Annotated in this window: 21 protein-coding genes, 1 other RNA gene and 1 riboswitch; of the genes, 9 read left to right on the top strand and 13 right to left on the bottom strand. The window is 64.0% G+C overall.

What is annotated here, in order from left to right; all coding sequences use genetic code 11:
• The first annotated feature begins 130 nt into the window (after nt 1-130).
• On the top strand, nt 131-826 hold the full coding sequence (locus tag JMF82_RS02015; RefSeq protein ID WP_201312867.1) for a 2OG-Fe(II) oxygenase: 696 nt from the start codon (nt 131-133) through the stop codon (nt 824-826).
• A 78-nt stretch (nt 827-904) separates the two neighbouring features.
• On the opposite strand, the gene JMF82_RS02010 is transcribed toward JMF82_RS02015, so the two are convergent.
• The 7 genes from JMF82_RS02010 to hrcA form a co-directional block, all read right to left on the bottom strand.
• Nucleotides 905-1,912 carry a sodium:calcium antiporter gene (locus JMF82_RS02010; RefSeq protein WP_201312866.1) on the bottom strand — a complete coding sequence of 336 codons (1,008 nt, stop codon included), beginning with the start codon at nt 1,910-1,912 and terminating at the stop codon, nt 905-907.
• Nucleotides 1,913-1,991: 79 nt separating this feature from the next.
• Nucleotides 1,992-2,151, bottom strand: a riboswitch (yybP-ykoY riboswitch).
• Nucleotides 2,152-2,290: 139 nt separating this feature from the next.
• Nucleotides 2,291-3,094, bottom strand: a complete 804-nt coding sequence (gene dapB, locus JMF82_RS02005; protein WP_201312865.1) for a 4-hydroxy-tetrahydrodipicolinate reductase — start codon at nt 3,092-3,094, stop codon at nt 2,291-2,293.
• A 142-nt stretch (nt 3,095-3,236) separates the two neighbouring features.
• The gene (dnaJ, locus tag JMF82_RS02000) at nt 3,237-4,364 is read right to left on the bottom strand and encodes a molecular chaperone DnaJ (protein WP_201312864.1); all 1,128 of its coding nucleotides are present in this window, start codon (nt 4,362-4,364) and stop codon (nt 3,237-3,239) included.
• Nucleotides 4,365-4,443: 79 nt separating this feature from the next.
• The gene (locus JMF82_RS01995; RefSeq protein WP_201312863.1) at nt 4,444-4,806 is read right to left on the bottom strand and encodes a four helix bundle protein; all 363 of its coding nucleotides are present in this window, start codon (nt 4,804-4,806) and stop codon (nt 4,444-4,446) included.
• A gap of 72 nt (nt 4,807-4,878) precedes the next feature.
• Nucleotides 4,879-6,807, bottom strand: coding sequence for a molecular chaperone DnaK (dnaK, locus tag JMF82_RS01990; protein ID WP_201312862.1), 1,929 nt, complete (start codon nt 6,805-6,807; stop codon nt 4,879-4,881).
• A gap of 159 nt (nt 6,808-6,966) precedes the next feature.
• Nucleotides 6,967-7,500, bottom strand: a complete 534-nt coding sequence (gene grpE / locus JMF82_RS01985; protein ID WP_201312861.1) for a nucleotide exchange factor GrpE — start codon at nt 7,498-7,500, stop codon at nt 6,967-6,969.
• Nucleotides 7,501-7,585: 85 nt separating this feature from the next.
• Nucleotides 7,586-8,638 (bottom strand): heat-inducible transcriptional repressor HrcA, encoded by a 1,053-nt coding sequence (hrcA, locus tag JMF82_RS01980; RefSeq protein WP_201312860.1) that lies wholly within the window; start codon nt 8,636-8,638, stop codon nt 7,586-7,588.
• A gap of 192 nt (nt 8,639-8,830) precedes the next feature.
• On the opposite strand from hrcA, the gene recN reads away from it, so the two are divergent.
• Nucleotides 8,831-10,501, top strand: coding sequence for a DNA repair protein RecN (gene recN / locus JMF82_RS01975; RefSeq protein ID WP_201312859.1), 1,671 nt, complete (start codon nt 8,831-8,833; stop codon nt 10,499-10,501).
• A gap of 281 nt (nt 10,502-10,782) precedes the next feature.
• On the opposite strand, the gene JMF82_RS01970 is transcribed toward recN, so the two are convergent.
• Complete coding sequence (locus tag JMF82_RS01970) at nt 10,783-11,418, bottom strand: response regulator transcription factor (protein WP_201312858.1); 636 nt, start codon at nt 11,416-11,418, stop codon at nt 10,783-10,785.
• Between the two features lie 69 nt (nt 11,419-11,487).
• On the opposite strand from JMF82_RS01970, the gene JMF82_RS01965 reads away from it, so the two are divergent.
• Nucleotides 11,488-13,083, top strand: a complete 1,596-nt coding sequence (locus JMF82_RS01965) for an MASE1 domain-containing protein (protein ID WP_201312857.1) — start codon at nt 11,488-11,490, stop codon at nt 13,081-13,083.
• Nucleotides 13,084-13,476: 393 nt separating this feature from the next.
• On the opposite strand, the gene fur is transcribed toward JMF82_RS01965, so the two are convergent.
• Nucleotides 13,477-13,890 (bottom strand): ferric iron uptake transcriptional regulator, encoded by a 414-nt coding sequence (gene fur / locus JMF82_RS01960; protein WP_038617064.1) that lies wholly within the window; start codon nt 13,888-13,890, stop codon nt 13,477-13,479.
• 77 nt (nt 13,891-13,967) lie between these two features.
• Here fur and bamE point away from each other — a divergent pair, with 77 nt between their 5' ends.
• Nucleotides 13,968-14,414 (top strand): outer membrane protein assembly factor BamE, encoded by a 447-nt coding sequence (bamE, locus tag JMF82_RS01955; protein ID WP_201312856.1) that lies wholly within the window; start codon nt 13,968-13,970, stop codon nt 14,412-14,414.
• 14 nt (nt 14,415-14,428) lie between these two features.
• Here the strand turns inward: bamE and JMF82_RS01950 are convergent, their stop codons facing one another.
• Both JMF82_RS01950 and JMF82_RS01945 read right to left on the bottom strand, forming a co-directional pair.
• Entirely contained in the window at nt 14,429-14,710 is a 282-nt protein-coding gene (locus JMF82_RS01950) for an RnfH family protein (RefSeq protein ID WP_201312855.1), read from the bottom strand.
• A complete protein-coding gene (locus tag JMF82_RS01945) occupies nt 14,703-15,134 on the bottom strand; it encodes a type II toxin-antitoxin system RatA family toxin (protein ID WP_201312854.1) in 432 nt (143 codons plus the stop codon). Before JMF82_RS01945 ends, JMF82_RS01950 begins: the two co-directional genes overlap by 8 nt.
• 83 nt (nt 15,135-15,217) lie before the next feature.
• On the opposite strand from JMF82_RS01945, the gene smpB reads away from it, so the two are divergent.
• Complete coding sequence (smpB, locus tag JMF82_RS01940; protein ID WP_130618697.1) at nt 15,218-15,706, top strand: SsrA-binding protein SmpB; 489 nt, start codon at nt 15,218-15,220, stop codon at nt 15,704-15,706.
• Here smpB and JMF82_RS01935 read toward each other — a convergent pair.
• On the bottom strand, nt 15,698-16,210 hold the full coding sequence (locus JMF82_RS01935; RefSeq protein ID WP_201312853.1) for a GNAT family N-acetyltransferase: 513 nt from the start codon (nt 16,208-16,210) through the stop codon (nt 15,698-15,700). The two genes, smpB and JMF82_RS01935, sit on opposite strands and share 9 nt — an antisense overlap.
• A 107-nt stretch (nt 16,211-16,317) precedes the next feature.
• Here JMF82_RS01935 and ssrA point away from each other — a divergent pair.
• The 4 genes from ssrA to JMF82_RS01915 all read left to right on the top strand — a co-directional run bounded on the left by ssrA (nt 16,318) and on the right by JMF82_RS01915 (nt 20,628).
• Nucleotides 16,318-16,670, top strand: a transfer-messenger RNA (tmRNA) gene (gene ssrA, locus JMF82_RS01930).
• Nucleotides 16,671-16,887: 217 nt separating this feature from the next.
• Nucleotides 16,888-18,048, top strand: a complete 1,161-nt coding sequence (locus JMF82_RS01925) for a VCBS repeat-containing protein (protein ID WP_201312852.1) — start codon at nt 16,888-16,890, stop codon at nt 18,046-18,048.
• 86 nt (nt 18,049-18,134) lie between these two features.
• Nucleotides 18,135-19,346: a VCBS repeat-containing protein gene (locus JMF82_RS01920; protein WP_201312851.1), complete on the top strand. Its 1,212-nt coding sequence runs from the start codon at nt 18,135-18,137 to the stop codon at nt 19,344-19,346.
• Nucleotides 19,347-19,737: 391 nt separating this feature from the next.
• Nucleotides 19,738-20,628 (top strand): right-handed parallel beta-helix repeat-containing protein, encoded by an 891-nt coding sequence (locus tag JMF82_RS01915; protein WP_201312850.1) that lies wholly within the window; start codon nt 19,738-19,740, stop codon nt 20,626-20,628.
• A 363-nt stretch (nt 20,629-20,991) separates the two neighbouring features.
• Here JMF82_RS01915 and JMF82_RS01910 read toward each other — a convergent pair whose 3' ends face one another.
• Complete coding sequence (locus JMF82_RS01910) at nt 20,992-23,106, bottom strand: choice-of-anchor tandem repeat GloVer-containing protein (protein WP_201312849.1); 2,115 nt, start codon at nt 23,104-23,106, stop codon at nt 20,992-20,994.
• Nucleotides 23,107-23,475: the final 369 nt, after the last annotated feature.

Genomic DNA, 23,475 nt, shown 5'->3' with positions numbered 1-23,475 from the left:
CGGGTGGCAATGATAGGTGGAAGACCCCTTTCTGTCCACCCGGAACAGCGGAATATCTGCCCTCCCGGAAGGTCCAACGACGCCCTTCGCGGGCGTTACACTAGCCGCGCCCAGCTCTCAGATGGACCCTATGAACACAGCCGCACTGCTCGATCCTTCCCGACTCGACCGACCGGATACGGACGTACGGCTGGAGCCCTTCCCCTTCCTGATCGCCCACGGCCAGCTGCCGGACGAGGCCCGCGGCGATCTTGAGCGGGATTTCCCGCGCTACGCGAGCGCCGGCTTCTTCCCCTATGACCCCAGCGATTGCGGGCCGTCCGTCAACGCGCTGGTGCAGCGCCTGAGCTCCGCCGACTTCGCCAGCGCCATCGGGCAGCGCCTGGGCATTTCGGATCTTGGCCAGTACCCCACGCTGATTACCCTGTGTCGCTCGCTCAACAAGCGCCACGGCACGATCCACACCGACAGCAAGTCCAAGGTCGCCACGGCCCTGCTCTATCTCAACACGCTGTGGCCGGATACCAGCGACGGCTGCCTGCGTTTCCTCGGCAGCATCGACAACATCGACAACATGGTCGCACCGGAGCTCAAGCCGCTGTACGGCGAATTTGCCGTGTTCAAGCGCTGCGACAACTCCTTCCACGGCCACCTGCCCTACGAGGGTGAGCGCCGCGTGATCCAGGTGGCCTGGCTCACCAGCGAGGAGGAAAAGCTGCGCAAGACCAAGCGCGGCAAGTTCTCCCGCGCCTTCAAGAAGCTCTTCGGCTCGCTCGACCGCAAGCTGGGTGCCGGCCGCGATCGCAACGCCGCCCACAAGGACTGAGGCGCCATCGCGGCCAAGACCGGCTCGCATCCCGGATGAACGACGAGGCGCCGGCGCTTTCGGCGCACTCCATGCCGCTCAGGCGTGGCTGCCGAAATGCCAGGCGATGTAGCCGGCAAACACGCCATAGAGCAGTCCCACCGGCACCAGCCAGCGCGCATCGACGCGGCCGCGGCGGAACAACCACCACAGGTACACGATGGCCACGCCGGTGAGCACGCCGGCCACCATCAGCGGCGCATCGAACAGCCAGGGCGTGGCAAACAATGCGAGTGAGCTGGGGATGGTGGCCTGGATCATCATCGCGCCGGAAATGTTGGCCAGCGCGAGCCGTTCCTTGCCCTGACGCACCCAGATCAGCGCATTCATGGTTTCCGGCAACTCGGTAGCGACCGGGCTCAGCACCAGCGCGACCAGATGCGGCGACAATTGCAGCGCCACGCCGATCGCCTCGATCTGCTTCACGAACGTATGCGAGGCGATGGCGATCACCACCAGCGCCAGCACCGTCTGCGCGGACACCCACCACAGCGACGGATTCGCCGCCTTGGGCTGCAGCTTCAACGGCTCGAGCACTTCCTCTTCGGGTGCGGTGTCGTCGCTCTTCAATTCGCGCCACACGTACAGCGCGTAGGCAGCAAGAAACAGCACGCCGAGCCAGGGCTTGAAGGCGAAGGCGATCAGGCCGAGGGAGCACTTCACCACGAAGATGGCGAGGAACCACGCCTGGTCCCGCGACAAGCGCGCGTGTTCCACGCGCACCAGGTTGTCGGCCCGCTGCAGGCGACGGCGATTCATCCACAGCGCCACGCCCACGATGGCATAGGCGATCGTGGCCAACACCAGCGGACCACCCAGCGCGGCGCCGACGCCGATGTCTTTCTGTTCTGGCGTCTTTCCCAGGATCACGGCCACGAAAGTGACCGCGCTTTCCGGCAGCGCGGTGCCGAATGCGGCGAGGATCGTGCCCGTGGCGGTAGCGCCCAGGTTGAGCTTCTGGCCGAACCACTCCACGCCGTTCACGAAGTACTCGCAAGCAAGATAGATCGCGCCAGCCGAGAGCAGGAACAACAACGCAGTAAGCATGTTTTTTTCCAAGGGCCGGGCGAGCGGAAAACCATTGGCTCGACGACGCGAGCTCGCCCGGCAAAGGTGAGCGCGTCGCGGCCAAAGGTCTCGCCGGGCTGCCGACACCGAAGGTGTCGTTGGCCATTCGCGCCATGAAGCCGAAGCTTCAAGTCTGTTGACGCGAATTCCTCTGGGATACGCAACCTGGCAGGGTTTGCGCGGGGTGAGGATGGCTACTCCCCAATGACAACCCCATGATTTTAGCGGCGCCAACCGGCCCGAACAAGCGAAATCCTGCGATTCGTGGCGATGGCCAGATCCGCTGCCAGCCGTTGGCGCCTCGAAGGGGCTCCACCACGTTCACATCGCCCGGTCACGCCATCCGGCATGCCATGTTCAACGCGACGCGCGCTCGCTCAGCATGGCGTCGAGGTCATAGGCGCCGGGCTCGCGACCGCCGAGCCAGTGAGCTGCCTCCAGCGCACCCCTCGCGAAGATCGAGCGGTCGGTGGCGCGATGGGTGAGCTCGATGCGCTCGCCCTTCCCCATCAGCCATGCTTCGTGCTCGCCCACGATGTCCCCGCCGCGTACCACCGCAAAACCGATGGTCCCGGGTTGGCGCGCGCCAGTGCGGCCTTCACGCGAATACACGCCGCTTTCGGCAAGCGAGGTTCCGCGCGCGTCCGCGGCGGCTTCACCGAGAGCGAGCGCCGTGCCTGAGGGCGCATCTTCCTTGCGGTTGTGATGCGCCTCGAAGATATCCAGGTCCCAGCTCGGCAGGGTCGCGGCGGCCTCCCGCAACAGGCGCGTCAGCACGGCCACGCCCAGGCTGAAGTTGGCGGAACGCAGCAACGCGATGCGCTGCGAAGAGACGGCCAAACGCTGGCCAAAGGTCGGATCGAGCCCCGTGGTACCGGTGACCAGGGCCACCCCATGCGACTCGCAATAGGTGAGTGCCGCAGCGAGCCCGGCGGGACCACTGAAGTCGATCACCACATCGAGCGCATCCGCGCCCGGCCAGTCGTTGGTGTAGACCGGCGCGTCCGCGCCCATGAACACGGGTTGTCCGAGCAGCGTGGAATTCGCCGAAGCCACCGCGGCGACCAGCACGAAGCGCGGGTCGCCCTTGACCAGTTGCACGAGCGCCTGCCCCATGCGGCCGGTGGCGCCATTGATGGCGAGACGAACGGGATGGCGCATTCAGGACTCCGCGATCGGCGCAGCAGGACAGGAAGGGCGAAATGCTACTGCCTGTTGCCGCCGCCGTACACGCATGGACGCGGGGCCACCAGCGGCCTGGTTCATGCTCCCGGCCGCTGCTGCCGTTTACCCGCGCAAGGAGTTACGAGGTGACGCGCGACCAGAACTGCTTCACGCCATCAACCCAGGTCTTGGCGCGCGGCGTGTGCTTGTCGGCTTCGCCACCGGCAAAGGTGGCTTCGAGCTGTTCGAACAACTCGCGCTGCTGCTTGGTCAGCCGCACCGGCGTTTCCACCACGACGCGGCAGATCAGGTCGCCGGTGCGATTGCTGCGCACCGACTTCACTCCGCGGCCGCGCAGGCGGAACATCTGCCCGGTCTGCGTTTCCGGCGGAATGCTGATCGGCACCTCGCCCTCCAGCGTCGGCACCTGCAGCTCGGCGCCCAGCGCCGCCTGCGAGAAGCGGATCGGCAATTCGCAATGCAGGTCGTTGCCTTCGCGCTGGAAGATGGCGTGCTCACGCACCCGCACCTCCACATAGAGATCGCCCGCCTCGGCACCGCCGGGACCGGCTTCGCCCTGGCCGGTAAGCCGGATGCGGTCACCGTTGTCCACGCCGGCGGGAATGTTCACCGACAGCGTGCGGGTTTCCTGCAACAGGCCTTCGCCATCGCACTCCTTGCAGGGCTTCTCGATGGTCTGTCCGCTGCCGCCGCAATGCGGGCAGGCCTGCTGGATCGAGAAAATGCCGTTCTGCATGCGCACGCGGCCGTGGCCTGCGCAGGTCTTGCAGGTGACGGTCTTGCCGTCGTCGGAACCCGTGCCGTTGCAGTGCTGGCAGTTCACCTGCGTGGGAATCTCGATCTTCCTCTCGACGCCGAACACGGCTTCTTCGAGATCGAGCTCCATGATGTAGCGCAGGTCGGAACCACGGCGCGCACGACCGCGGCCACCGCCGCCCATGCCGAAAATGTCGCCGAAGATGTCACCGAAAATGTCGCCCATGTCGCCGAAACCGGCGCCGCCGCGACCGCCCATGCCGTTCTCGAACGCGGCATGGCCATGCTGGTCGTACATCGCGCGCTTCTGCGCGTCCGACAGCACTTCGTAGGCCTCCTTGGCCTCCTTGAATTTCTCTTGCGCGTGCGGATCGTCCGGGCAGCGGTCCGGGTGGTACTTCATCGCCAGGCGGCGGAAAGACTTCTTCAGCTCGACCTCGGTGACCGACCGTTCAACACCCAGGATTTCGTAGTAATCACGCTTGCTCATGGTTGGTGAAGCCGGCCTTCGGCTTGGAAAGCCGGCGGCTGGGCCGCCTGTGAACAGTCAATGGAGAAATTACGGCGGGTCATGACTCAATACGCATCCGTTGAACTTTGATGAGAGAACCAAGGGTGATCTGGAGATCTTCCATGTCGTCCAGAAGCAGCCTGGCATCCTGAAGGAACCCCAGGTTCTGAGCAATGCGCAGCTGAGTGTCAAGTTCAGCCAGCGATCCTCGGGCAACCAGCAGGAACCGGACGAATTCCCTGGCGCTGCCACGTCCAGCTCCCTCCGCGATATTCGAGGGAACGCTGACAGCGGCCCTACGAATCTGCGAGGTCAAGCCGAACCGTTCATCCTCCGGAAAGCCGGAAGTCGCCTGGTAAAGGCGCGCCACCAACTGCATGGCGTCCTGCCAGACACGCAAACCATGATGCGGCCGCGGCATGCTCTTCCCTGTTCACCATTCACCATTTACAGCGCAAGGGGCCTTCATGGCCCCTTGCACGACTTCACCTGCTCACTTCTTGTCGTCCTTGACTTCAGTGAACTCGGCATCGACCACGTCGTCGTGAGCCGCCGAACCACCGCCCTGCTGCGCACCGGCGTGTGCACCGGCTTCGGCCTGGGCGCCGCCCTGGGCCGCGGCGTACAGCGCCTGGGCCACCTGCTCGAGCTTCTCGACCTTCGACTCGATGGCCGCCTTGTCGTCGCCGTCCTTCACCTTCTCCAGGTCGGAGAGCGCGCCTTCGATCGTGCTCAGCTGGTCGGCCGGCACCTTGCCGCCGTGCTCCTTGAGCGCGCTGCGGGTGGCGTGCACCAGCTGGTCGGCCTTGTTGCGGGCGCCGACGAGCTCATGGAACTTCTTGTCTTCTTCCTTGTTGGCCTCGGCGTCGGCCACCATGCGGTTGATCTCTTCCTCGGACAGGCCCGAGCCGGCCTTGATCTCGATCTTCTGTTCCTTGCCGCTCTTCTTGTCCTTGGCCGACACGTGCAGGATGCCGTTGGCATCGATGTCGAAGGTCACCTCGATCTGCGGCATGCCGCGCGGCGCCGGGTCGATGCCCTGCAGGTCGAACTTGCCCAGCGACTTGTTGGCGCTGGCGCGCTCGCGCTCACCCTGCAGCACGTGCACGGTCACCGCACTCTGGTTGTCGTCGGCGGTGGAGAACACCTGCGAAGCCTTGGTCGGCACGGTGGTGTTCTTCTCGATCAGCTTGGTCATCACGCCACCCATCGTCTCGATGCCGAGCGACAGCGGGGTGACGTCGAGCAGCAGCACGTCCTTCACCGAACCGCCCAGCACGCCGCCCTGGATCGCGGCGCCGACAGCGACGGCCTCGTCCGGGTTGACGTCCTTGCGCGGCTCCTTGCCGAAGAAATCTTTCACCGATTCCTGCACCTTGGGCATGCGGGTCTGGCCACCGACGAGGATCACCTCGTTGATGTCGGACACGCGCAGGCCGGCGTCATTCAGCGCGGTGCGGCACGGCTCGATGGTGCGCTTGATCAGGTCTTCCACCAGCGCTTCGAGCTTGGCGCGGGTCAGCTTGATGTTGAGGTGCTTGGGACCGGAAGCGTCGGCCGTGATGTACGGCAGGTTCACTTCGGTCTGGTGGCTGGACGAGAGCTCGATCTTCGCGCGCTCGGCGGCGTCCTTCAGGCGCTGCAGCGCGAGCGGATCCTTGCGCAGGTCCATGCCCTGGTCTTTCTTGAACTCCTCGACCAGGTAGTCGATGACGCGCATGTCGAAGTCTTCGCCACCGAGGAAGGTGTCGCCATTGGTGGCCAGCACTTCGAACTGCTTCTCGCCGTCGACTTCGGCGATCTCGATGATCGACACGTCGAAGGTGCCGCCGCCCAGGTCGTACACGGCGATCTTGCGGTCACCGCCCTTCTTGTCCAGGCCATAGGCCAGCGCGGCCGCGGTCGGCTCGTTGATGATGCGCTTGACGTCCAGGCCCGCGATGCGGCCGGCGTCCTTGGTGGCCTGGCGCTGGCTGTCGTTGAAGTAGGCCGGCACGGTGATGACGGCTTCGGTCACCGGCTCACCGAGGTAATCCTCGGCGGTCTTCTTCATCTTCATGAGGACCTTGGCCGAGATCTCCTGCGGAGCCATCTTCCTGCCGTCGGCCGTCTGTACCCAGGCGTCGCCGTTTTCATGGGCCACGATGCCGTAGGGGACGATGTGCAGGTCTTTCTGCACTTCCGCGTCGGTGAACTTGCGGCCGATGAGGCGCTTCACCGCGTAGAAGGTGTTCTTGGGGTTGGTCACGCTCTGGCGCTTGGCCGGCGCGCCCACGAGGACTTCGTTGTCCTTGGTGAAGGCGACGATCGACGGCGTGGTGCGATCGCCTTCGGAGTTCTCGATGACCTTGGCGGTGGTGCCGTCCATCACGGCAACGCACGAATTGGTCGTGCCCAGGTCGATACCAATGATTTTACCCATGTTGTCTACTCCCTAAATTCTTAAGCGACCCCTCGGCCGCGACTGGTTTCCAGATGGGGCTGGCCACGGCTCAACTCAATGCCGGCAAGCGCTCCGATGCCTTTGCCACCGATGCCGGCGCGGGCGCCGTTCAGGCGTCCAAACCGCCGGCGGGCGGCATCATTCCTTCGCGACCGCGACCAGCGCCGGGCGCAACAGCCGATCGTTCAGCACATAACCCTTCTGCAGCACGCTGACCACCGTGTTGGGCGCCGCACCCGGGGCGTCCACCATGCTCACCGCGTGATGCCTTTCCGGATCCAGCGGCTGGCCGACCGGGTCTACCTGGACCAGGCCGTTGTTCTCGGCGATCTTCAGCAGCGACTTGAGCGTGAGGGCGATGCCTTCGCGCACACTGGCCACGTCACCGCTTTCCACCTGCAAGCCACGCTCGAGGCCGTCGTAGACCGGAAGCAGCTCGTTGAGCAGCTTCTCGTTGGCGAAGCGGCGTGCCTGCTCGACGTCGCGATGCAGTCGACGGCGCTGGTTCTCGATCTCGGCCTTTTCGCGCAGCACCGTGTCGCGCAGCTCCACGTTGCTGGCCTCCAGCTCGGCGATGCGCGCCTTCAGCGCCTCCAGTTCGGCGTTGAGGGGCTCGCCCTGCCCGCCGGCGCCCTGGGTCGTGTTCGACGTCGTTGGATCGTTGTTCTGCATGAATGACTCCAAGCCTCATCCGTGGCCGGCGCCCCTGGCGCCCGCCGTCAAAAAACCGCGGGTAAAACCCCGCCTCCCGGGCGCGTTATAAGGTCGTCGCGACGCGATTCAAGGCGTCGCTGAGCAATCCGGCCGTGGCCTGAACCACCGGGATCACCCGTTCATAGGCCATGCGGGTGGGCCCGATGACCCCGACCGCCCCCAGCACGCGCCCCTGCGCGCCATAGCTGGCGGTTACCACGCTGCAGCCGTCCAGGGCGGCGAAACCCGATTCCTCGCCGATGAACAGCCGCACGCCGGGCGCCTTGGCGCAGACCTCCATCAGCTGCAGCAGCTCGTTTTTCTTCTGGAACGCCTCGAACAGCTCGCGCAGGCGCTCCAGGTCGGCCAGCTCCGAATACCCCATGAGGTTGGTCTGGCCGCTGACCAGCACGTCGTCGCTCTCGCCCTCGGGCGCAAACGAAGCCGCTGCCAGTTCCACCGCGCTGGACATCAGGCGGTTGAGCTCGCCGCTGGTCTCGCGCAGTTCGCGCAGCAGATGGGCCCGGATATCGTCCAGGCGCAGGCCGGCAAACTGGCTGTTGAGGTAGTTGGCGGCCTGCTCCAGCTCACGGCTGTCCAGCGGCTTGGCCAGCTGCACGATGCGGTTCTGCACCTGGTTGTCGGAGAACACCAGGATCACCAGCACGCGGGCGTCGGGCAGCGCGACGAAATCGATATGGCGCAGCGGGAAATCAGCCTGCCGCGGCACCGTGACCACGCCGGCGAAGCGGGTCATCGCCGACAGCAGGGTCGAGACATTGCCCAGCAGGTCGCGCGTCGTGGTCGGCCCAGGAGGGAGCTCGCGCCGGAGGCGGGCCATCTCGTCCATCGGCAGCGGCTGCAGCTCGATCAGGCTGTCCACGAACAGGCGCAGCCCGCGCGGCGTCGGCACGCGGCCGGCCGACGTGTGCGGCGAGGCGACCAGGCCGGCTTCTTCCAGGTCGGCCATGATGTTGCGGATGGTGGCCGGGCTGACGTCCAGGCCGGAGGAGCGCGACAGCGTGCGCGACCCCACGGGCTCGCCATCGGCGAGGTATTGGGCAATCAATGTGCGCAACAGGCGGCGTGCGCGGGCATCGAGATCGGCGGCGGGCATGCTGTAGCAATCCGTGAGACACAAAAGAAATAAGGTCTGGCGGAAAAGTTTGCAAGAAAGGGGTGGCTACGGGGGAGACGGCCATGCCGGTCCGGGTCGCATCGCACCGGGCTGGCACGGGCGAAGCGGCCCCTCTATCCGTTCCCCGCCCCCTGCCCTTTACAATCCTCCGACTTCACCACGCCCTTGCCCATGCTCACCTCGCTCTACGTTCGTCATTTTGCCGTCGTCGAAGAAGCCGAGATCGCCTTCGGCCCGGGACTTACCGTGGTCAGCGGCGAAACCGGCGCGGGCAAGTCCCTGCTGGTGGACGCCCTGATGCTGCTGGCCGGCGCCCGCGCCGACAGCGGTATGGTGCGCGCCGGCAGCGACCGCGCCGAGCTCACCGCCGAGTTCGACCTGTCGGACCTGCCCGAGGCGCGCGAGTGGCTGCGCCGCGAGGAACTGGACGAAGACGAGACCTGCCAGCTGCGCCGCGTGATCCGCGCCGAGGGCAGCTCGCGCGCCTGGATCAACGGGCGACCGGCCAATGCCAGCCAGCTGGGCGAACTCGCCACGCTGCTGGTCGAGATCCACGGCCAGCACGAACACCAGGCGCTGCTCTCGCGTGCCCACCAGCTCGAACTGCTCGACGCCTACGCCGGCAACGAGAGCCTGGTCGCCCAGGTGCGCGAACTGGCCACGCAATGGCGCGAGCTGGGCCAGCGCATCCGCAAGTTGAGCGGCGGCGACGATCGCGAGCAACGCATCGAATTGCTGCGCCATGAGCTGGACGAGCTGGAGAAATGGGCCCTGCCCGCCGACGGCCTGGTCGAGCTGGAAGCCAGCCACAAGCGGCTCGCCAATGCCGGCCGGCTGGCCGAAGGCGCCGGCGGCGTGGTCGAACTGATCGATGGCGACAGCGAATTCGCCTTGCGCCGGGCGCTGGGTCGCGCGCAACTGGAGATGAGCAAGCTGGCCGCCCTGGACGACCGGCTCGCCCCGCTGCTGGAGCTGCTGGACAACGCCTCCATCCATCTCACCGAAGCTTCCGACGGCCTGGGCCGCTATGCGCTGGACGTGGACCTCGATCCGGAACGCTTTTCCGAGGTCGACACCCACCTCACGCGGCTGCATGAACTGTCGCGCCGCCACCGCGTGTCCACGGCGGAGCTGTACGACAAGGCGGCGACGCTACGCGACGAACTCGCCGAACTGGAAGGCGCCGGCGATGCGGTGGACAAGCTCTCCCGCCAGCGCCAGCAACTGCAGCAGCGCTACGACGAACAGGCCGCCACGCTGAGCCAGGCCCGCGCCGAGGCTGCCATTCGCCTCGGCGACGAAGTGAGCGCACTGATGGCCGAACTCGGCATGAGCGGCGGCCGCCTGGTGATCGAACTGGAAGCGAGCGGGGAAGGCGACCCCGATGCGCAGGGCCGCGAGCGCTGCGAGTTGCTGGTCAGCGCCAACCCGGGCCAGCCGCCCCGCCCGCTGCGCAAGGTGGCCTCGGGTGGCGAACTCGCGCGTATCAGCCTGGCGATCGAAGTGGCGACGCTGGGCAAGGACACCATCGGCACCATGGTGTTCGACGAAGTGGATACCGGCATCGGCGGCGCCGTGGCCGAAGTGGTCGGCCAGAAGCTGCGCGCCCTCGGCGGCCAGCGCCAGGTGCTGTGCGTCACCCATCTTCCGCAGGTTGCCGCGCAGGGCCATGCGCACCTGCGCGTGAGCAAGGCCAGTGATGGCGAATCCACCCGCACGCGCATCGAGAAGCTGGATGCGAACGGGCGTCGCGACGAGCTGGCGCGCATGCTCGGCGGCGTGGAGATCACGCGTGAAACCAAGGCGCACGCGAAGCAGATGCTGGATCGCGCGCAGGCCTGAGGCATCCCCTGGAGAGACGGGGCCCCATGGGAGCGCACCCGGTGCGCGACTCCAGCCGGGCCTGGAAACGGCTTCGCCCATTGGCAGTACGGCGGTCCTTGCCCTGTTGCGCACAGGGTGTGCTTTCGCAGGGAAGGCGTGGCCTGTTGTGTTGGCGGAGATCAGTGACTCGGCGCAACGAGATGCCACGGTCGCGCACTGGGTGCGGTCCTACAGGCAGGTTTGCCTTGCGGTCGTGCACTGGGTGCGCGCCTGCAGGGAGCGCGGCGGAATGATGGCGGTCAGTTCTTGCGCGGCAGCAGGCCGCGCTCCGCCGCCATGCGATAGAGGTCCAGTTCCGAACCGGCGCCCAGCTTGCCCATCAGGCTGGCGCGGTGGATGTAGACGGTCTTCTGGCCGATGCCCAGTTCGCCGGCGACCTGCTTGGGTGCGCGACCCGCCGCCAGCAGCAGGAACACCTCGCGTTCGCGGGCGGTCAGGCGCTGTATGGGGTCGCGTGATTCACTCGGCCGTTCGGCGCGGCGCTTGCGCAGGTCCGAGCTGAGGAAGCATTCGCCCTGCATCACCGCGCGCAGGCCGGCCACCAGTTCCTCCGGCGCCACGCCCTTGGTGACGTAGCCGCTGGCGCCACGGCGCAGCGCTTCGGAAACATAGGGTTCGCCGTCGTGCATGCTCAGCACCACGATGCGGGTGTCCGCCGCCACGCTGCGCAGATGCTCGATCAGCGGCAACCCGCTGCCGTCGGGCAGCGAGAGATCGAGCGCCACGAGGTCGGGTCGACGCTGGCCAACTGCCTCCACCGCATCGTCGGCGCTGCGGCATTCCGCAACCACCTCCAGATCCGGCTCCAGCTCGATCAGCCTTTTGAACCCCTCGCGTACGATGGCATGGTCATCGACCAGGACAATGCTGTACATGCCTGCATGTATAGCAGCCGAAAGGATGGCCGCCTATACCCCTCGACGCCGACAGGTAACATCGACTGCATGCCATCGAAATCTTCTGTTCTTCCTGCTACCGGTTTCCTGCTTGCCGTCGGCTACTTCCTGCTCTGGCTGCTGCTGTGGCCCACCGAGCAGCCCTATTGGATGCTTCCCTACGGCCTGCGCTTCGGCGCCCTGCTGCTGGCCCCGATGCGCATGTGGCCGTGGCTGCTGGGCGCGGAGTTCGCGGCGACCGGCCTGCTGGCCGCAACCCATGGCCTGCCGCTGGGCTGGACCGGCTTTCTGCTGGGCGAAGTGCCTGAACCCACGGTGGTGGCGATCTGCCTCTGGCTGATGCGCCGCGCCAAGCTTCACGCCAGCCTGCGCGACCCCGAAGACGTCGCCCGCCTGCTGCTGTCCGCGGCCTTCACCGTGGCCGCCACGACCGCCACCGACGCCGTGCTGCTGGCCCTGGTGCACGCCAGCCCGACCTCCGACCTGATGATCCAGGCGCTGGGACAGGACCTGCTCGGCAACTACGTCGGCGTGCTGCTGGTGGTGCCCCTGCTGGTGATGCTGATGCGCGCCCGCCTGGCCAAACGCGCCATGGCGCGCCTGCTGATGGATGGCCTGCTGGTGCTGGTGCCTTCGCTGGCGATCCTGATGGTGCTGTCCTCGCATGCCGCGCCGCAGCCCCAGTTCGCCCGCGTGCTGTCGCTGGCGCCGGTGCTGTTCTTCGCGTTCCGCCATGGCTGGCGCGGCGCCAGCCTGTCCATGCTGATTTCCAGCCTGGGCATGACCGTCATGGACCACATTTCCGGCCATGGCATCCCCAGTGCCCCTGGCGAGCTGTTCCTCGCGGTGGCCGGCACGGGCGCCCTGATGCTCGGTTCAGCCACCGATGCCCTGCGCCGCAGCAGCGAGCGCGTGGCCGAGCAGAACGTCTACCTCGCCGCCGTGAACCGCCGCCTGGACCATCTCGCCCGCCAGCTCCGGGACGCCGCCCGCGGCAATCTCCAGGCCGAGGAAAACCAGCGCCGCCACATGGCCGCCGAGCTCCACGACGAGCTGGGGCAGAACCTCACCGCCATCCAGACGCATCTCAAGCTGGCCCAGTCGCGCCTCGCGCAGGCGGGCATGGATGACATCGGCGTGTCCATCAATGGGATCCTGGGCCATATGCGACGCGCCCTGCACCGCCTGCTGGACGACTTGCGCCCGGCGGTGCTGGACGAATTCGGCCTGCTGCGGGCACTGGACGAAGGCCCGATCCGTGACCTGCTCAACGCCGCCGGCGTGGCCTACCGCACCGAGCTGCGCGGCGACCCTCGCCTGCTGGACGACGACACCCGCACGGTGATCTATCGCCTCGTGCAGGAAAGCGCCACCAACGCGGTGAAGCACGCCCATGCCGATGTATTCCAGCTGCGCCTGCGCATCGGTGAGCGCCAGGGCACGGCGCTGGCCCTGCTGGACATCCGTGACAACGGCGTCGGCCTGCCGGCGCGCCTGCCTCGCGGCGGTCGCGGCCTGCAGGGCATGCGCGACCGTGTCACGGCGCTGGGCGGCCTGTTCCGGGTCCGGCCCGAATCGCAGGGCGTGCACCTGCGCGTATTGTTGCGCAGCAGCACGCAAACCAGTGACGTGGCGCGCACTTAAGAACGTTACATAGGAAATTTTCCAATACCGGACGTGTGAAGGCTTCGTTAGGCTCTCTCCATCGATGTGGGGGAGCCACCATCGCAAGATGGTGAGCCTTGCCAACCGTGGGGACGGTGGGCAAGAAGAACGGCAGGATGCCGTTCCGCCGGAATCGGTGGCACAACCGGGTTGAGCGAGCAATTCGCCCTCTCCAGGAGCCATCCGGTAACGGATCAAGCCGCAGGGCGGACAGGAGTCCTCCCGCGGCTTTTTTTATGGGCGAACGCCGGCCCCTTTTCACCTCGCCAGCACGGCACCGCAGTCCCAGCCTCATTGGGACACCAGACCGGCCGGAATAAAAAAGCCGGCGGCGTCTCCGCCACCGGCTTCGAAACCTGCCTTGCGGGGCGCTTACTTGGCCTTCTTGGGCCGCACGTAGAGCACCAGGCTGTGGTCCTCGATGACGTAGCCATGGCGGGCCGCGATTTCGTGCTGGAGGCGCTCGATCTCCTCGCTGACGAACTCGATGACCTTTCCGCTGTCCACATCGATCATGTGGTCATGATGCTTGCCGCGGTCCAACTCGTAGACGGCCTGGCCGCCCTCGAAGTTGTGCTTGACGACGATGCCGGCAGCCTCGAACTGGGTAAGCACCCGGTACACCGTGGCCAGGCCGATGTCTTCCTGATGGGCCAGCAGCTTTTTATAGACGTCTTCGGCGGTGAGGTGGTGAGCCTCCTCGTCCTCGAAGATCTGCAGGATGCGCATGCGGGGGTGGGTAACCTTCAGCCCGGCTTTGCGCAGTTCTTTGGTTTCCTGTTCCATAGCAAGCTCCACGCACCACGGCGCCATGAGGCCGTTAGTGTATCATCCGACACCTTTACGATCCGGACGCAACACGCATGCATAAGCTGATTCGCACGCTGGGTTTCGCCATGCTGGCCGTCTCGCTGGCCAGCTGCCGTCTCATCTATACCCCTGACGTGCAGCAGGGCAACCTGCTCGACAAGAAGAACGTGGATCAGCTGCAGCCGGGCATGACCAAGCGCCAGGTGCTGGTACTGATGGGTTCGCCGTCGGTGAACTCGCCGTTCAACCAGAACCAGTGGAATTACGTCTCCACCCAGCAGCACCGCGGCGGCGACATCAAGATCCGCACGCTCACGCTCACCTTCAACAACGACTCGCTGGTGCGCACCGACGGTGACTTCTTCGCCGAAGACGCGCAGAAGCTGGTGGACGACACCAAGAAGTACCACGCCAGCTATCCGGTCGACGAAACCAAGGGTGACAAGAACACCGGCAGCACCCCGCCTGAGGGCAAGGACGGCGGCGATCAGGGGCATTGATGCCCGTGCCGGCGTCAGCCCTCGTGGGCGCGGCGCCGGCGTGCCTCCTTCGGATCGAGGGTGAGCGGCCGGTAGATTTCCACGCGGTCGCCCTCGCCCAGCACCTGGTCCGGCGCTGCCTTCCGGGAAAAGATGCCCAGCCGCGACGGATCGACGACCAGCCCCGGAATGTCCCGGGCCAGCCCGGAAGCCTCGATCGCCTGCATCACCGTGCTGCCCGCGGGCAAGCTCACGCGACGCACGACCTGCTGCGATGACCCGGCATAGACGACTTCGACGTTGACCGCCTCATCCATAGGCACGCTCCGCCTCGCGGCAGAAGTCATCGACCATGCGACCGGCCAGCCCCTGGAAACCCAGCTTGAGCGCCGTGCCGCCGAGCTTGCCGGCATAGTCGAAGTCCAGCGCGAAAGAGATCTTGCAGCCGGCGTCGCCCAGCGCGATGAACTCCCACACACCGTCGAGGCTGCGGAACGGTCCATCCACCAGGCTCATGTGCAGGCGCTGCGGACGCACGGTGGTATTGCGGGTAGTGAAACTCTGGCGGAAACCGGCGTACTTGAGATCCAGCCGTGCGACCAGCACATCATCGCCACGCTCGAGGATCTCAGCGCCGACACACCAGGGGAAGCGCTTTGGGTATGCTTCGACTTCATTGACCAGGTCGAACATCTGGGCCGGCGAATATCGCACCAGGGCGCTGCGGCGGATCTCGATCACATCAGCCTCTTATCCAATTCATCAGATCCACGCCTGTATGGCCGGATCGCAAGTCAGGGCAAACAGCCCGAAGTTTAACGGACATGGCCAAGGCTAAGGACAAAGACAAGCAAGGCGGCACCATCGCGCTCAACAAGCGCGCCCGCCACGAGTACCACATCGACCAGCGCTTCGAGGCCGGCATCGAGCTGCAGGGCTGGGAGGTGAAGTCGCTGCGCGCCGGCCGCATCAACTTCGGCGACAGCTATGCCATGGTCATCGCCAACGAGATCCAGCTGGTGGGTACCTCCATCCCGCCGCTGATCAGCGCTTCCACGCACGTGATCGCCAACGACCGCCGTACGCGCAAGCTGCTGCTGCATCGCGCGGAGATCGACACGCTGATCGGCGCGGTCGAGCGCAAGGGCTACACCCTCATCCCCACCGCCATGTACTGGAAGGGCAACAAGGTGAAGGTCGAGCTGGGCCTGGCCAAGGGCAAGCAGGCCCACGACAAGCGCGAGACCGAAAAGGAACGCGACTGGCAGCGTGAAAAGCAGCGCACCATGCGCGCGCACAACCGCTCAGCCTGATTTGCCCCAACGCATGCCGGGCTCTCCCTCGGAGAGCCCCACCACGTCCCCGTGCAACGTCATGTTCATGGCATCCACCGAGGTGCCGAAGCCAAAGCGCTCATACATCCCGTGGGCCGCGGCGGTGGAATGCAGGTTCATCGAATCCACTTCATGATCCCGCGCCGCCGCGCCGACCGCGGCCAGCAGCGCGCTGGCCACGCCCTGGCGCCGATGCGATGGCTTCACGTACATGTTGAGTACGTACCAGCCCAGGCCACGTCGGAAATAAGCCGACGGCAGGTGCGTATACGGATGTACCGCGACGCACCCCGCCGCACGCCCGTCCAACTCCGCCAGCCAGAACAGCAAGCGTCCCTCGGGAATCGCCTCCTCGATCCAGCCATGCAGGTCATCGGCAAAACCAGCCGGCAGTTCCTGGTGGAGCTCCTGCTCGAGAAAGGCGCAACGCAACTGAGTCAGCACACCTGCATCGGACAGCCCAGCCTGACGAATCCGCAGCATGGCCCTTCCCTTCCGGTGGTGGTCGGCGGCACACGATAGCCTTGATCTACCGCCTTGATGAAAGCCCGCCCGCCTCCATATACTGGCTGGCCAGCAATCGTTTCCCCGGGGGTGTCATGGCTTCGACGGGGGTAGTGAGATGGCTTGGTGCATGCCGAGGGGGCAGCTTTCCTCGTTAATCCAGCGGCAAAACTCATAGTTGCCAACGACGACAACTACGCTCTGGCCGCTTAAGGCCTAGCCCCGAACCCACTTGTGCTCGTGCTCGTGGATGTAGGGTCATTATCACGAGATCGCCCGAAGCCGCCGCCTGTCGGCAAGGGTTAAATCAAGCAGGCTGGTCCTTCGATGCGCTTTGCACGCTGTGCTGTCGCGGGACGAGATCCAACGGCGAGCTAAGCATGTAGTACCGGGCGTCAAACGCCTTCGGACGCGGGTTCGACTCCCGCCACCTCCACCATCAAAGGAAAAGCCCGGCGAGCGATCGCCGGGCTTTTTTCTTGCCGGTGTTCCCATAGGTCCCGCCATCCCGGGCGATGACTCGGCATGTCTTTCCAGATGGGCTGCGCCAGGCCTTGTACGGCACTCACTTTCGAGCCAGCAAATTCTTACGCTAGTATCGTTGCCCAGCTGGATGCCCTTACGCGTCCTCGCTCAGCAGGGGGAATACCGTGCATATGATCTGCCGTATCGCCGGCATGGCCTTTTCGTGCCTGTTGCTCGCGTTTGCGCCACATGGCGCATGCGCCAAAGATATCGAACCCGCATCGGTGAACTTGATGTATTCGCCAGTGGTGTCGTTCGAGACACTACCCGCACTACAGCCATCGACACCGGTGCCTGGCAGCAGTTACGTTCCCGGTGATTTCAACGGTGACGGCACCTCCGACCTCTTGTGGTTCAACCCGGCGCTCAGCCAGGTTGGCTACTGGACCATGTCGGCAACATACGTCGCTCACCTCGATGGCCCGGTAACCCGCACCGGCCTGCGCACCTTCAACGTCACGCCCGGTTACTTCGTCGGAGCCGTCAGTGACTTTGACCATGACGGCTATTCCGACCTCGTCTTCACCAGCGCCAGGCGGGACCTGTGGCTGTGGACCAACAACCGCAATGGTGGTTGGACGTCCACTCAGATCGGCAGTTACCCCGATGCGTGGCAGCTCGTCGGCGCGGGCGATGTCGATGGCGATGGCTACGACGACCTGTTATGGCTGGATCCCTCCGACTGCCAGTTCGCCTACTGGACCATGCGCGGCGCCACACGCACCGGCTATCGCATCATCCCCGTTGCCTGCGGCTACTACCCGCTCGCCATTGGCTACTTCACCCCCACCAATCGCCTCAGCATCCTGTGGACCAGTCCTGCCCACGATCTTTATATCTGGGACAGCACGCCAAGTGGGTTCATCTCCTATGACTTGAGCGCTTATGTGCAACCGCCCTTTACGCGCATGGATCAGCTCTGGTCCGTTGGCGGTGGATATGCGGGACAAGACATGCGCTTCATATGGAGCATTGATGCCACAGGGTATTCGAACAGCATGTTCTCTCGCACTTTCGACGCCAGGAACAATCAGACGGGATTTGTGCGCGGGTCCTTCGGCGGCGGCGGCATCACCATAACCCCGGGATCAGCCGGCTATCTCATCCAGGGCGGCAGCATCAATGCCACATCCTTGTATGTATTGGACCTCAGCGCCTACACCATTCAGACCAATGGGCTCTCAGGCGAGGTGCTCCCCAGCCTGGAATCGGGGCGCAAATGGCCGTATCCCGCTGGTTGGTTTGTTGTTGGCGCAATGGCAAACCACACCATCGCTCCGCCCTGGCTGTAAGAACCCTGCCCGGTATCGCTCCAACATCACGACTCGGCAGCCGCCGCCAGGAATGACAAAGCCATCTGTGCATCGAGGGAGTCACCATGCCAAGCAGGTTTTGCCGATATACGACGCTGATCATCGCCGGCCTCTTTGGTTTTGGCGTGGCCGCCGAGACCATTTCGTCCCGTGGCTCATCCTTGGCAACGGTTACGTTGAGCAATCCATACTCACCGGCAGTGAACTTCGGAAACCTACCTGCCTTGCAGCCGTCCACACCGGTCCCTGGCAGCAGTTACGTTCCCGGTGATTTCAACGGTGACGGCACCTCCGACCTCTTGTGGTTCAACCCGGCACTCAGCCAGGTTGGCTACTGGACCATGTCGGCGACAGTGGTTCAGTCGCCATATTCGGGAGGCGGAGTAACCCGCACTGGCCTGCGCACCTTCAACGTCACGCCCGGTTACTTCGTCGGAGCCGTCGGTGACTTTGACCATGACGGTTATTCCGACCTCGTCTTCACCAGCGCCAGGCGGGACCTGTGGCTGTGGACCAACAACCGCAATGGTGGTTGGACGTCCACTCAGATCGGCAGTTACCCCGATGCGTGGCAGCTCGTCGGCGCGGGCGATGTCGATGGCGATGGCTACGACGACCTGTTATGGCTAGATCCCTCCGACTGCCAGTTCGCCTACTGGACCATGCGCGGCGCCACACGCACCGGCTATCGCATCATCCCCGTTGCCTGCGGCTACTACCCGCTCGCCATTGGCTACTTCACCCCCACCAATCGCCTCAGCATCCTGTGGACCAGTCCTGCCCACGATCTTTATATCTGGGACAGCACGCCAAGTGGGTTCATCTCCTATGACCTGACGGCGTTGACCGCCAGTACTGATCCGAGCGCCAAGCTCACTGCGATTGGAGGCGGCTTCCTTGGCACCGGCATTGGCCTCGTTTGGAGCGGCACGACGACAGATGGATATACGCAAACAAACCAAGGATTTCTGGCCACACGCCAATTTGATGCACAAGGCAATCAAACCGGCTTCGTGATGAGGGCGGTATCTGGCGGTTCTGCGCCCGTGGGTTCGGGTGGCTATCTCATCCAAGGAAATGGCACCAACAGCTCGGCGCTCTATTTTGTGAACCAGGGGATGCGCACCATCAGCACAGGCGGACTACCCAATGGTACCGACCACTACACTGGCAACGCCCCCTCACCGTGGCTTGTCGCGGACAGCTGGACCTACCCATACGGCTGGTGGGTGGTGGGCGCGCCAATCAATGGGACGGTGGCACCGCCGTGGCTCTAGGCAGGGCTTCACAAGCCCGCAACAGCAGCGCGCCATGGACGGTTCGCCGCTTTCAAGACACAACAGCCTCGAAAAGCTGCTCGGGCCCGTGACGCGTGCCCCTCCTTGGGCCATCGGGAACGGCATGCCCCCCTCTTCAGCCGTCGGGCCAGACGGCCCATTCATAGCCGTCGACGTCAACGATGTGAGAGGGACTGCGGCCCGGGAATTTGGAGACGGGTCTGGGTTGACGACTTCCGGCACGTCTCTATCCGTTGCTATATGCTGGCTCGTCGACGCAGCGTTCTCGCAACCGACGATGCTCGTGGATCCATGGCCCGGTCCTCACGGCACATTGACAAGGCCCTGGACCTATGGACGTTGACGCTTTTTGACCTATAGGGGGAGTTCCATGAAGCGTTTTCTAAAGACAGTCCTGCTGTCTGTCGTAGTCGCGTTCGGATTCACGGTCACCGCACATGCTCAAGCAACGCGTACCTGGGTATCGGGAGTGGGCGACGACGCCAATCCCTGCAGCCGGACCGCTCCGTGCAAAACCTTTGCAGGAGCCATTTCCAAAACGACGTCGGCAGGTGAGATATCGGTGCTTGATCCGGGCGGCTTTGGTGCATTGACCATTACCAAGGCCATTACGCTCAGCGGTGGAGGCGAACTGGCAAGCGTCCTTGTTTCCGGCACCAACGGCATTGTGGTTGCCGCCGGCCAGGCCGATACCGTGGTGTTGCGCAATATCGAGTTCACCGGCGGTGGAAGCGGGCTTTCGGGTGTTCTGATTCAGAGTGCCGGCAAAGTCATCATCGATCACTGCACCTTCCAGGGGTTTACTGCGGATAATGTTGAAATAGCCGTGGCATCCCCGACTTACGTGACGGTGCTGGATTCGGTCATGACTGGTGGCGCCATAGGAGTTTCGATCGATAGCACGTCAGGCCCTGGGCCAGTCGTCGCGCTTCTGAAAAACGTGACCATCCAGGGAGCGGGTGTGGGCGTACAGACCAAGCGTGGCGTGGTCGACATCACCCGCTCCACCATCCAAAGCAACACAACCTATGGAGTGTATGCCTCCGTTGGATATATCAACTTGGCCGACAGTACCCTTGCTTTGAACGGCACAGGGGTACTGGCGTCAGCAGGCGCAGCGGTTGCCATGTCAAACGTCAGCCTCTTCAACAATGGCATCGGCATCGGATCGGGTGGAGGTAGCGTTCAGTCGGCCGGCAACAACGTCTCGGCCGGCAATACCACTCCCGGCGCACCGAATGGGGCCGCTCTAGTTCAATAAAGCTTTCGGACCCGATAGCGCATGATGTGTTGATCATGGCAGGCCCATGGGGTGACTGATGGTAGCCACATAGGTGACTACTGCTTGCCGGCGGAGCCGCTGGTTGAAACACCAGGAAAAGAAAAGCCCCTGAAAAAAACAGGGGCTTTTTTTCTGCGATGCCAGTTATGAGCCCAAAGCGGGTCTCAACCCAAGTCGAGCCTGAACCCTCCGATCCGGTACTGCAGCCGACAAAGGCGCCTGCATGGCATGGCACAAGTTCACGCAGGCACATGTGCTGCCGTAGCAATGGGGCTCATCCCGGAGCTACGTGCTACGTTCGCCGAACGACAAGGCACTCGGCGGACGTACCATCAAAGCCTGTCAGTGTGTAATCGCTGAAGACACGCCACTGTTGAATACCGGCATGGCCGCATTGAAGCCATTGAGAGTTGCCGGGCTGAAGGACGTATGCAGCGATCCATTGACGTCAAGCGCGCTGCTGTTCTTCCAATACTCCAGCGTCGCTCCGTTCCCTATATTCCAGATGATGTCGGCCAGGCCGTCACCATCGAAATCACCCACGGCCGCAATGGTGTTGCCGATCGTCGTGCTCTTGGTAACGGTCAGCTTGATGTTTGCGCCATTCATGAGCCAATAGCCCCATTTCGTGCCTGAGTTGTACATCCAGACGAGATCATCTCGCCCGTCGCCGTCGATGTCCCCTCGCCCGACGATGGACCACCCCGCGGGATAGGTAGTCACATACCTGGAAATGAAACCCGTGTGTCCTCGGGCATTGCCGAACCAAATGTAGAGGTCATTCTTCGCACTGGTCCAGGCAATATCCACCAGCCCGTCACCATCGAAATCTCCCGTGGACACCGGGTAGTAGCCACTCGTGTAGGGTGCGATGAGTGAACCGATACGGGTTGATCCGTTCATCAGCCAATAAGCGATCTGGTTGGTGGACTGGTTGATCCATAGAATGTCGGCTTGTCCGTCGCCGTTGATGTCGCCCGCGCCGAAGACCTTCCATCCAGCCGGGTAGGAGCCGGCGTACGCAGCACGGAAACCCGAAGCACCCACTTTTCCGAACCACATGTACAAATCGTTGTTGGCGCTGGTCCAAAGAATATCGACCGCCCCGTCGCCATCAAAATCGCCCACGGCGACTGGGTAATAGCCAGCGGTAATGGCAGTGGTGTACGAGCCCGTGACGTTGGCCCCATTCATCAGGCTGACCTGGAGCTGATGAGTTGATCCATCGAATTGAAGCAGGTCAGCCGCACCCGATCCGTCGAAGTCATCGGGCCGGTAGCCCATGGGATCGAGCTTGAACAGCTTTCCTGCACCGTTGCACCCGCCGCCGTACGTTCCTCCATAGAGGAATCCGTCTCCGCCAAAGATCAGCGTGGCTGGGCCGGCGCCGTCCAGGTTGTAGAAGCTGCTGAGCGCACTGAACTGGTGCAGCGAGGTATACGTGCCCGTCGACGTCATTTTGAAGAGGGTGCCGGTACCAGCGTGGCCACCCTGGGCGGCCGCCCCGTAGAGATTGCCGTCAGGCCCGCGAATCAACGACCGGGGTGAGGCGCCATCGGCATTCGCTCCAGCACCATCGGTTACGGCAAAGGTGTGGAGAACCGAGAAAGTCCCATTCGCGGCAATCGTAAACACGTTGCCGTTGCCCGCGACATCACCCATCTGGGTGGTCCCGTAGAGCGTTCCGTCAGGCGCACGCGTCAACGCAGATGGGTAGGCACCATCCGTGTTGTGCTGCGAGGCATCCAGACCACCGAATGTATGCAGAACGGTAGTAACGCCAGCGCTCGTGAATTGGAATACTGTACCGGCGCCATTCGCGCCGCCGTCCGCTGCAGCGCCGTAGAAGTTCCCATCGGCGCCCTGGATCAGGACTGTCACCAGGTCTCCATCGGTAGACAAACGGGAGGACAAGGTGGTCATGGCCCCGCTCAGCGAAAGCTTGAACAGCGTGCCATGGCCGTTGGCGCCCCCGCGATCGGTTACCCCATAGAGATTCCCGTCAGCAGCCGCGATCACGATGTTGGGGTCCGATCCGTCCGCGTTGAGGCCCGAGCCGTTGGTATTTGAGAATGTGTAAAGCGTCGTGATGGCACCGCTCGGTGTCATCCGAATGATCGCGCCCGAGCTCGGCGACGCCGTACTCGCGGTGACACCATAGAAATTGCCATCGGGGCCCTGCGCCCAAAGAAAGGAGCGCGGTGACGAGGGCAATTGATCCAGGACCTGCAAGGCGCCAGAGGGAGAGAGGCTGAACATGCCTCCGCCACCTTGTCCACCTTGCTGCGCCGTAGCGAACAGGTTGCCCGCGCCATCAAACATCAAAGGGCCAACGGGGGAATTCAGCCCCCCACTGGCGGTGCTGCCACAAGTCGATCGCATATCGGTCAGGCTCACGAACTGCTTGGGTTGCGCCAGGCTCGCGCCGCTGCTGAGCGCCCCAGTGAGCAAGGCCATGCCGAGCGCTGCCCGCCTAAGGCGATGATTCCGCCTACTGTTCCACACCATTGTCACCACTCTCCCCTGTCGACGTTGAAAATTCGAATGACAGATGCGCGAGTGCACCTGGCATTTCCCTGCATGTTTTCAGTTCGCGTCCAAGCGGACGTGTGCCGGCAACATACGAAACAAGCACTCTTTCGGACTGCCGCGCTACTTTGCGAAAACAATCGAATGTGCCCCTCAGAGCATGCCCAGCCATACGGGCCGCGGCACACCTATTGTCATTGCCGATATGGCGACCACACGCAACTGCCCGCCTTTACCGGCTCATCGGCGTCACCTCGACAAAAGTCAGCGACGGCGCTCGAGCTGCCGAAATGCCGC

The sequence above is a fragment of the Dyella sp. EPa41 genome, from assembly GCF_016586165.1.
GTDB lineage: Bacteria > Pseudomonadota > Gammaproteobacteria > Xanthomonadales > Rhodanobacteraceae > Dyella.
This window is presented reverse-complemented; position numbering and strand designations above follow the sequence as displayed.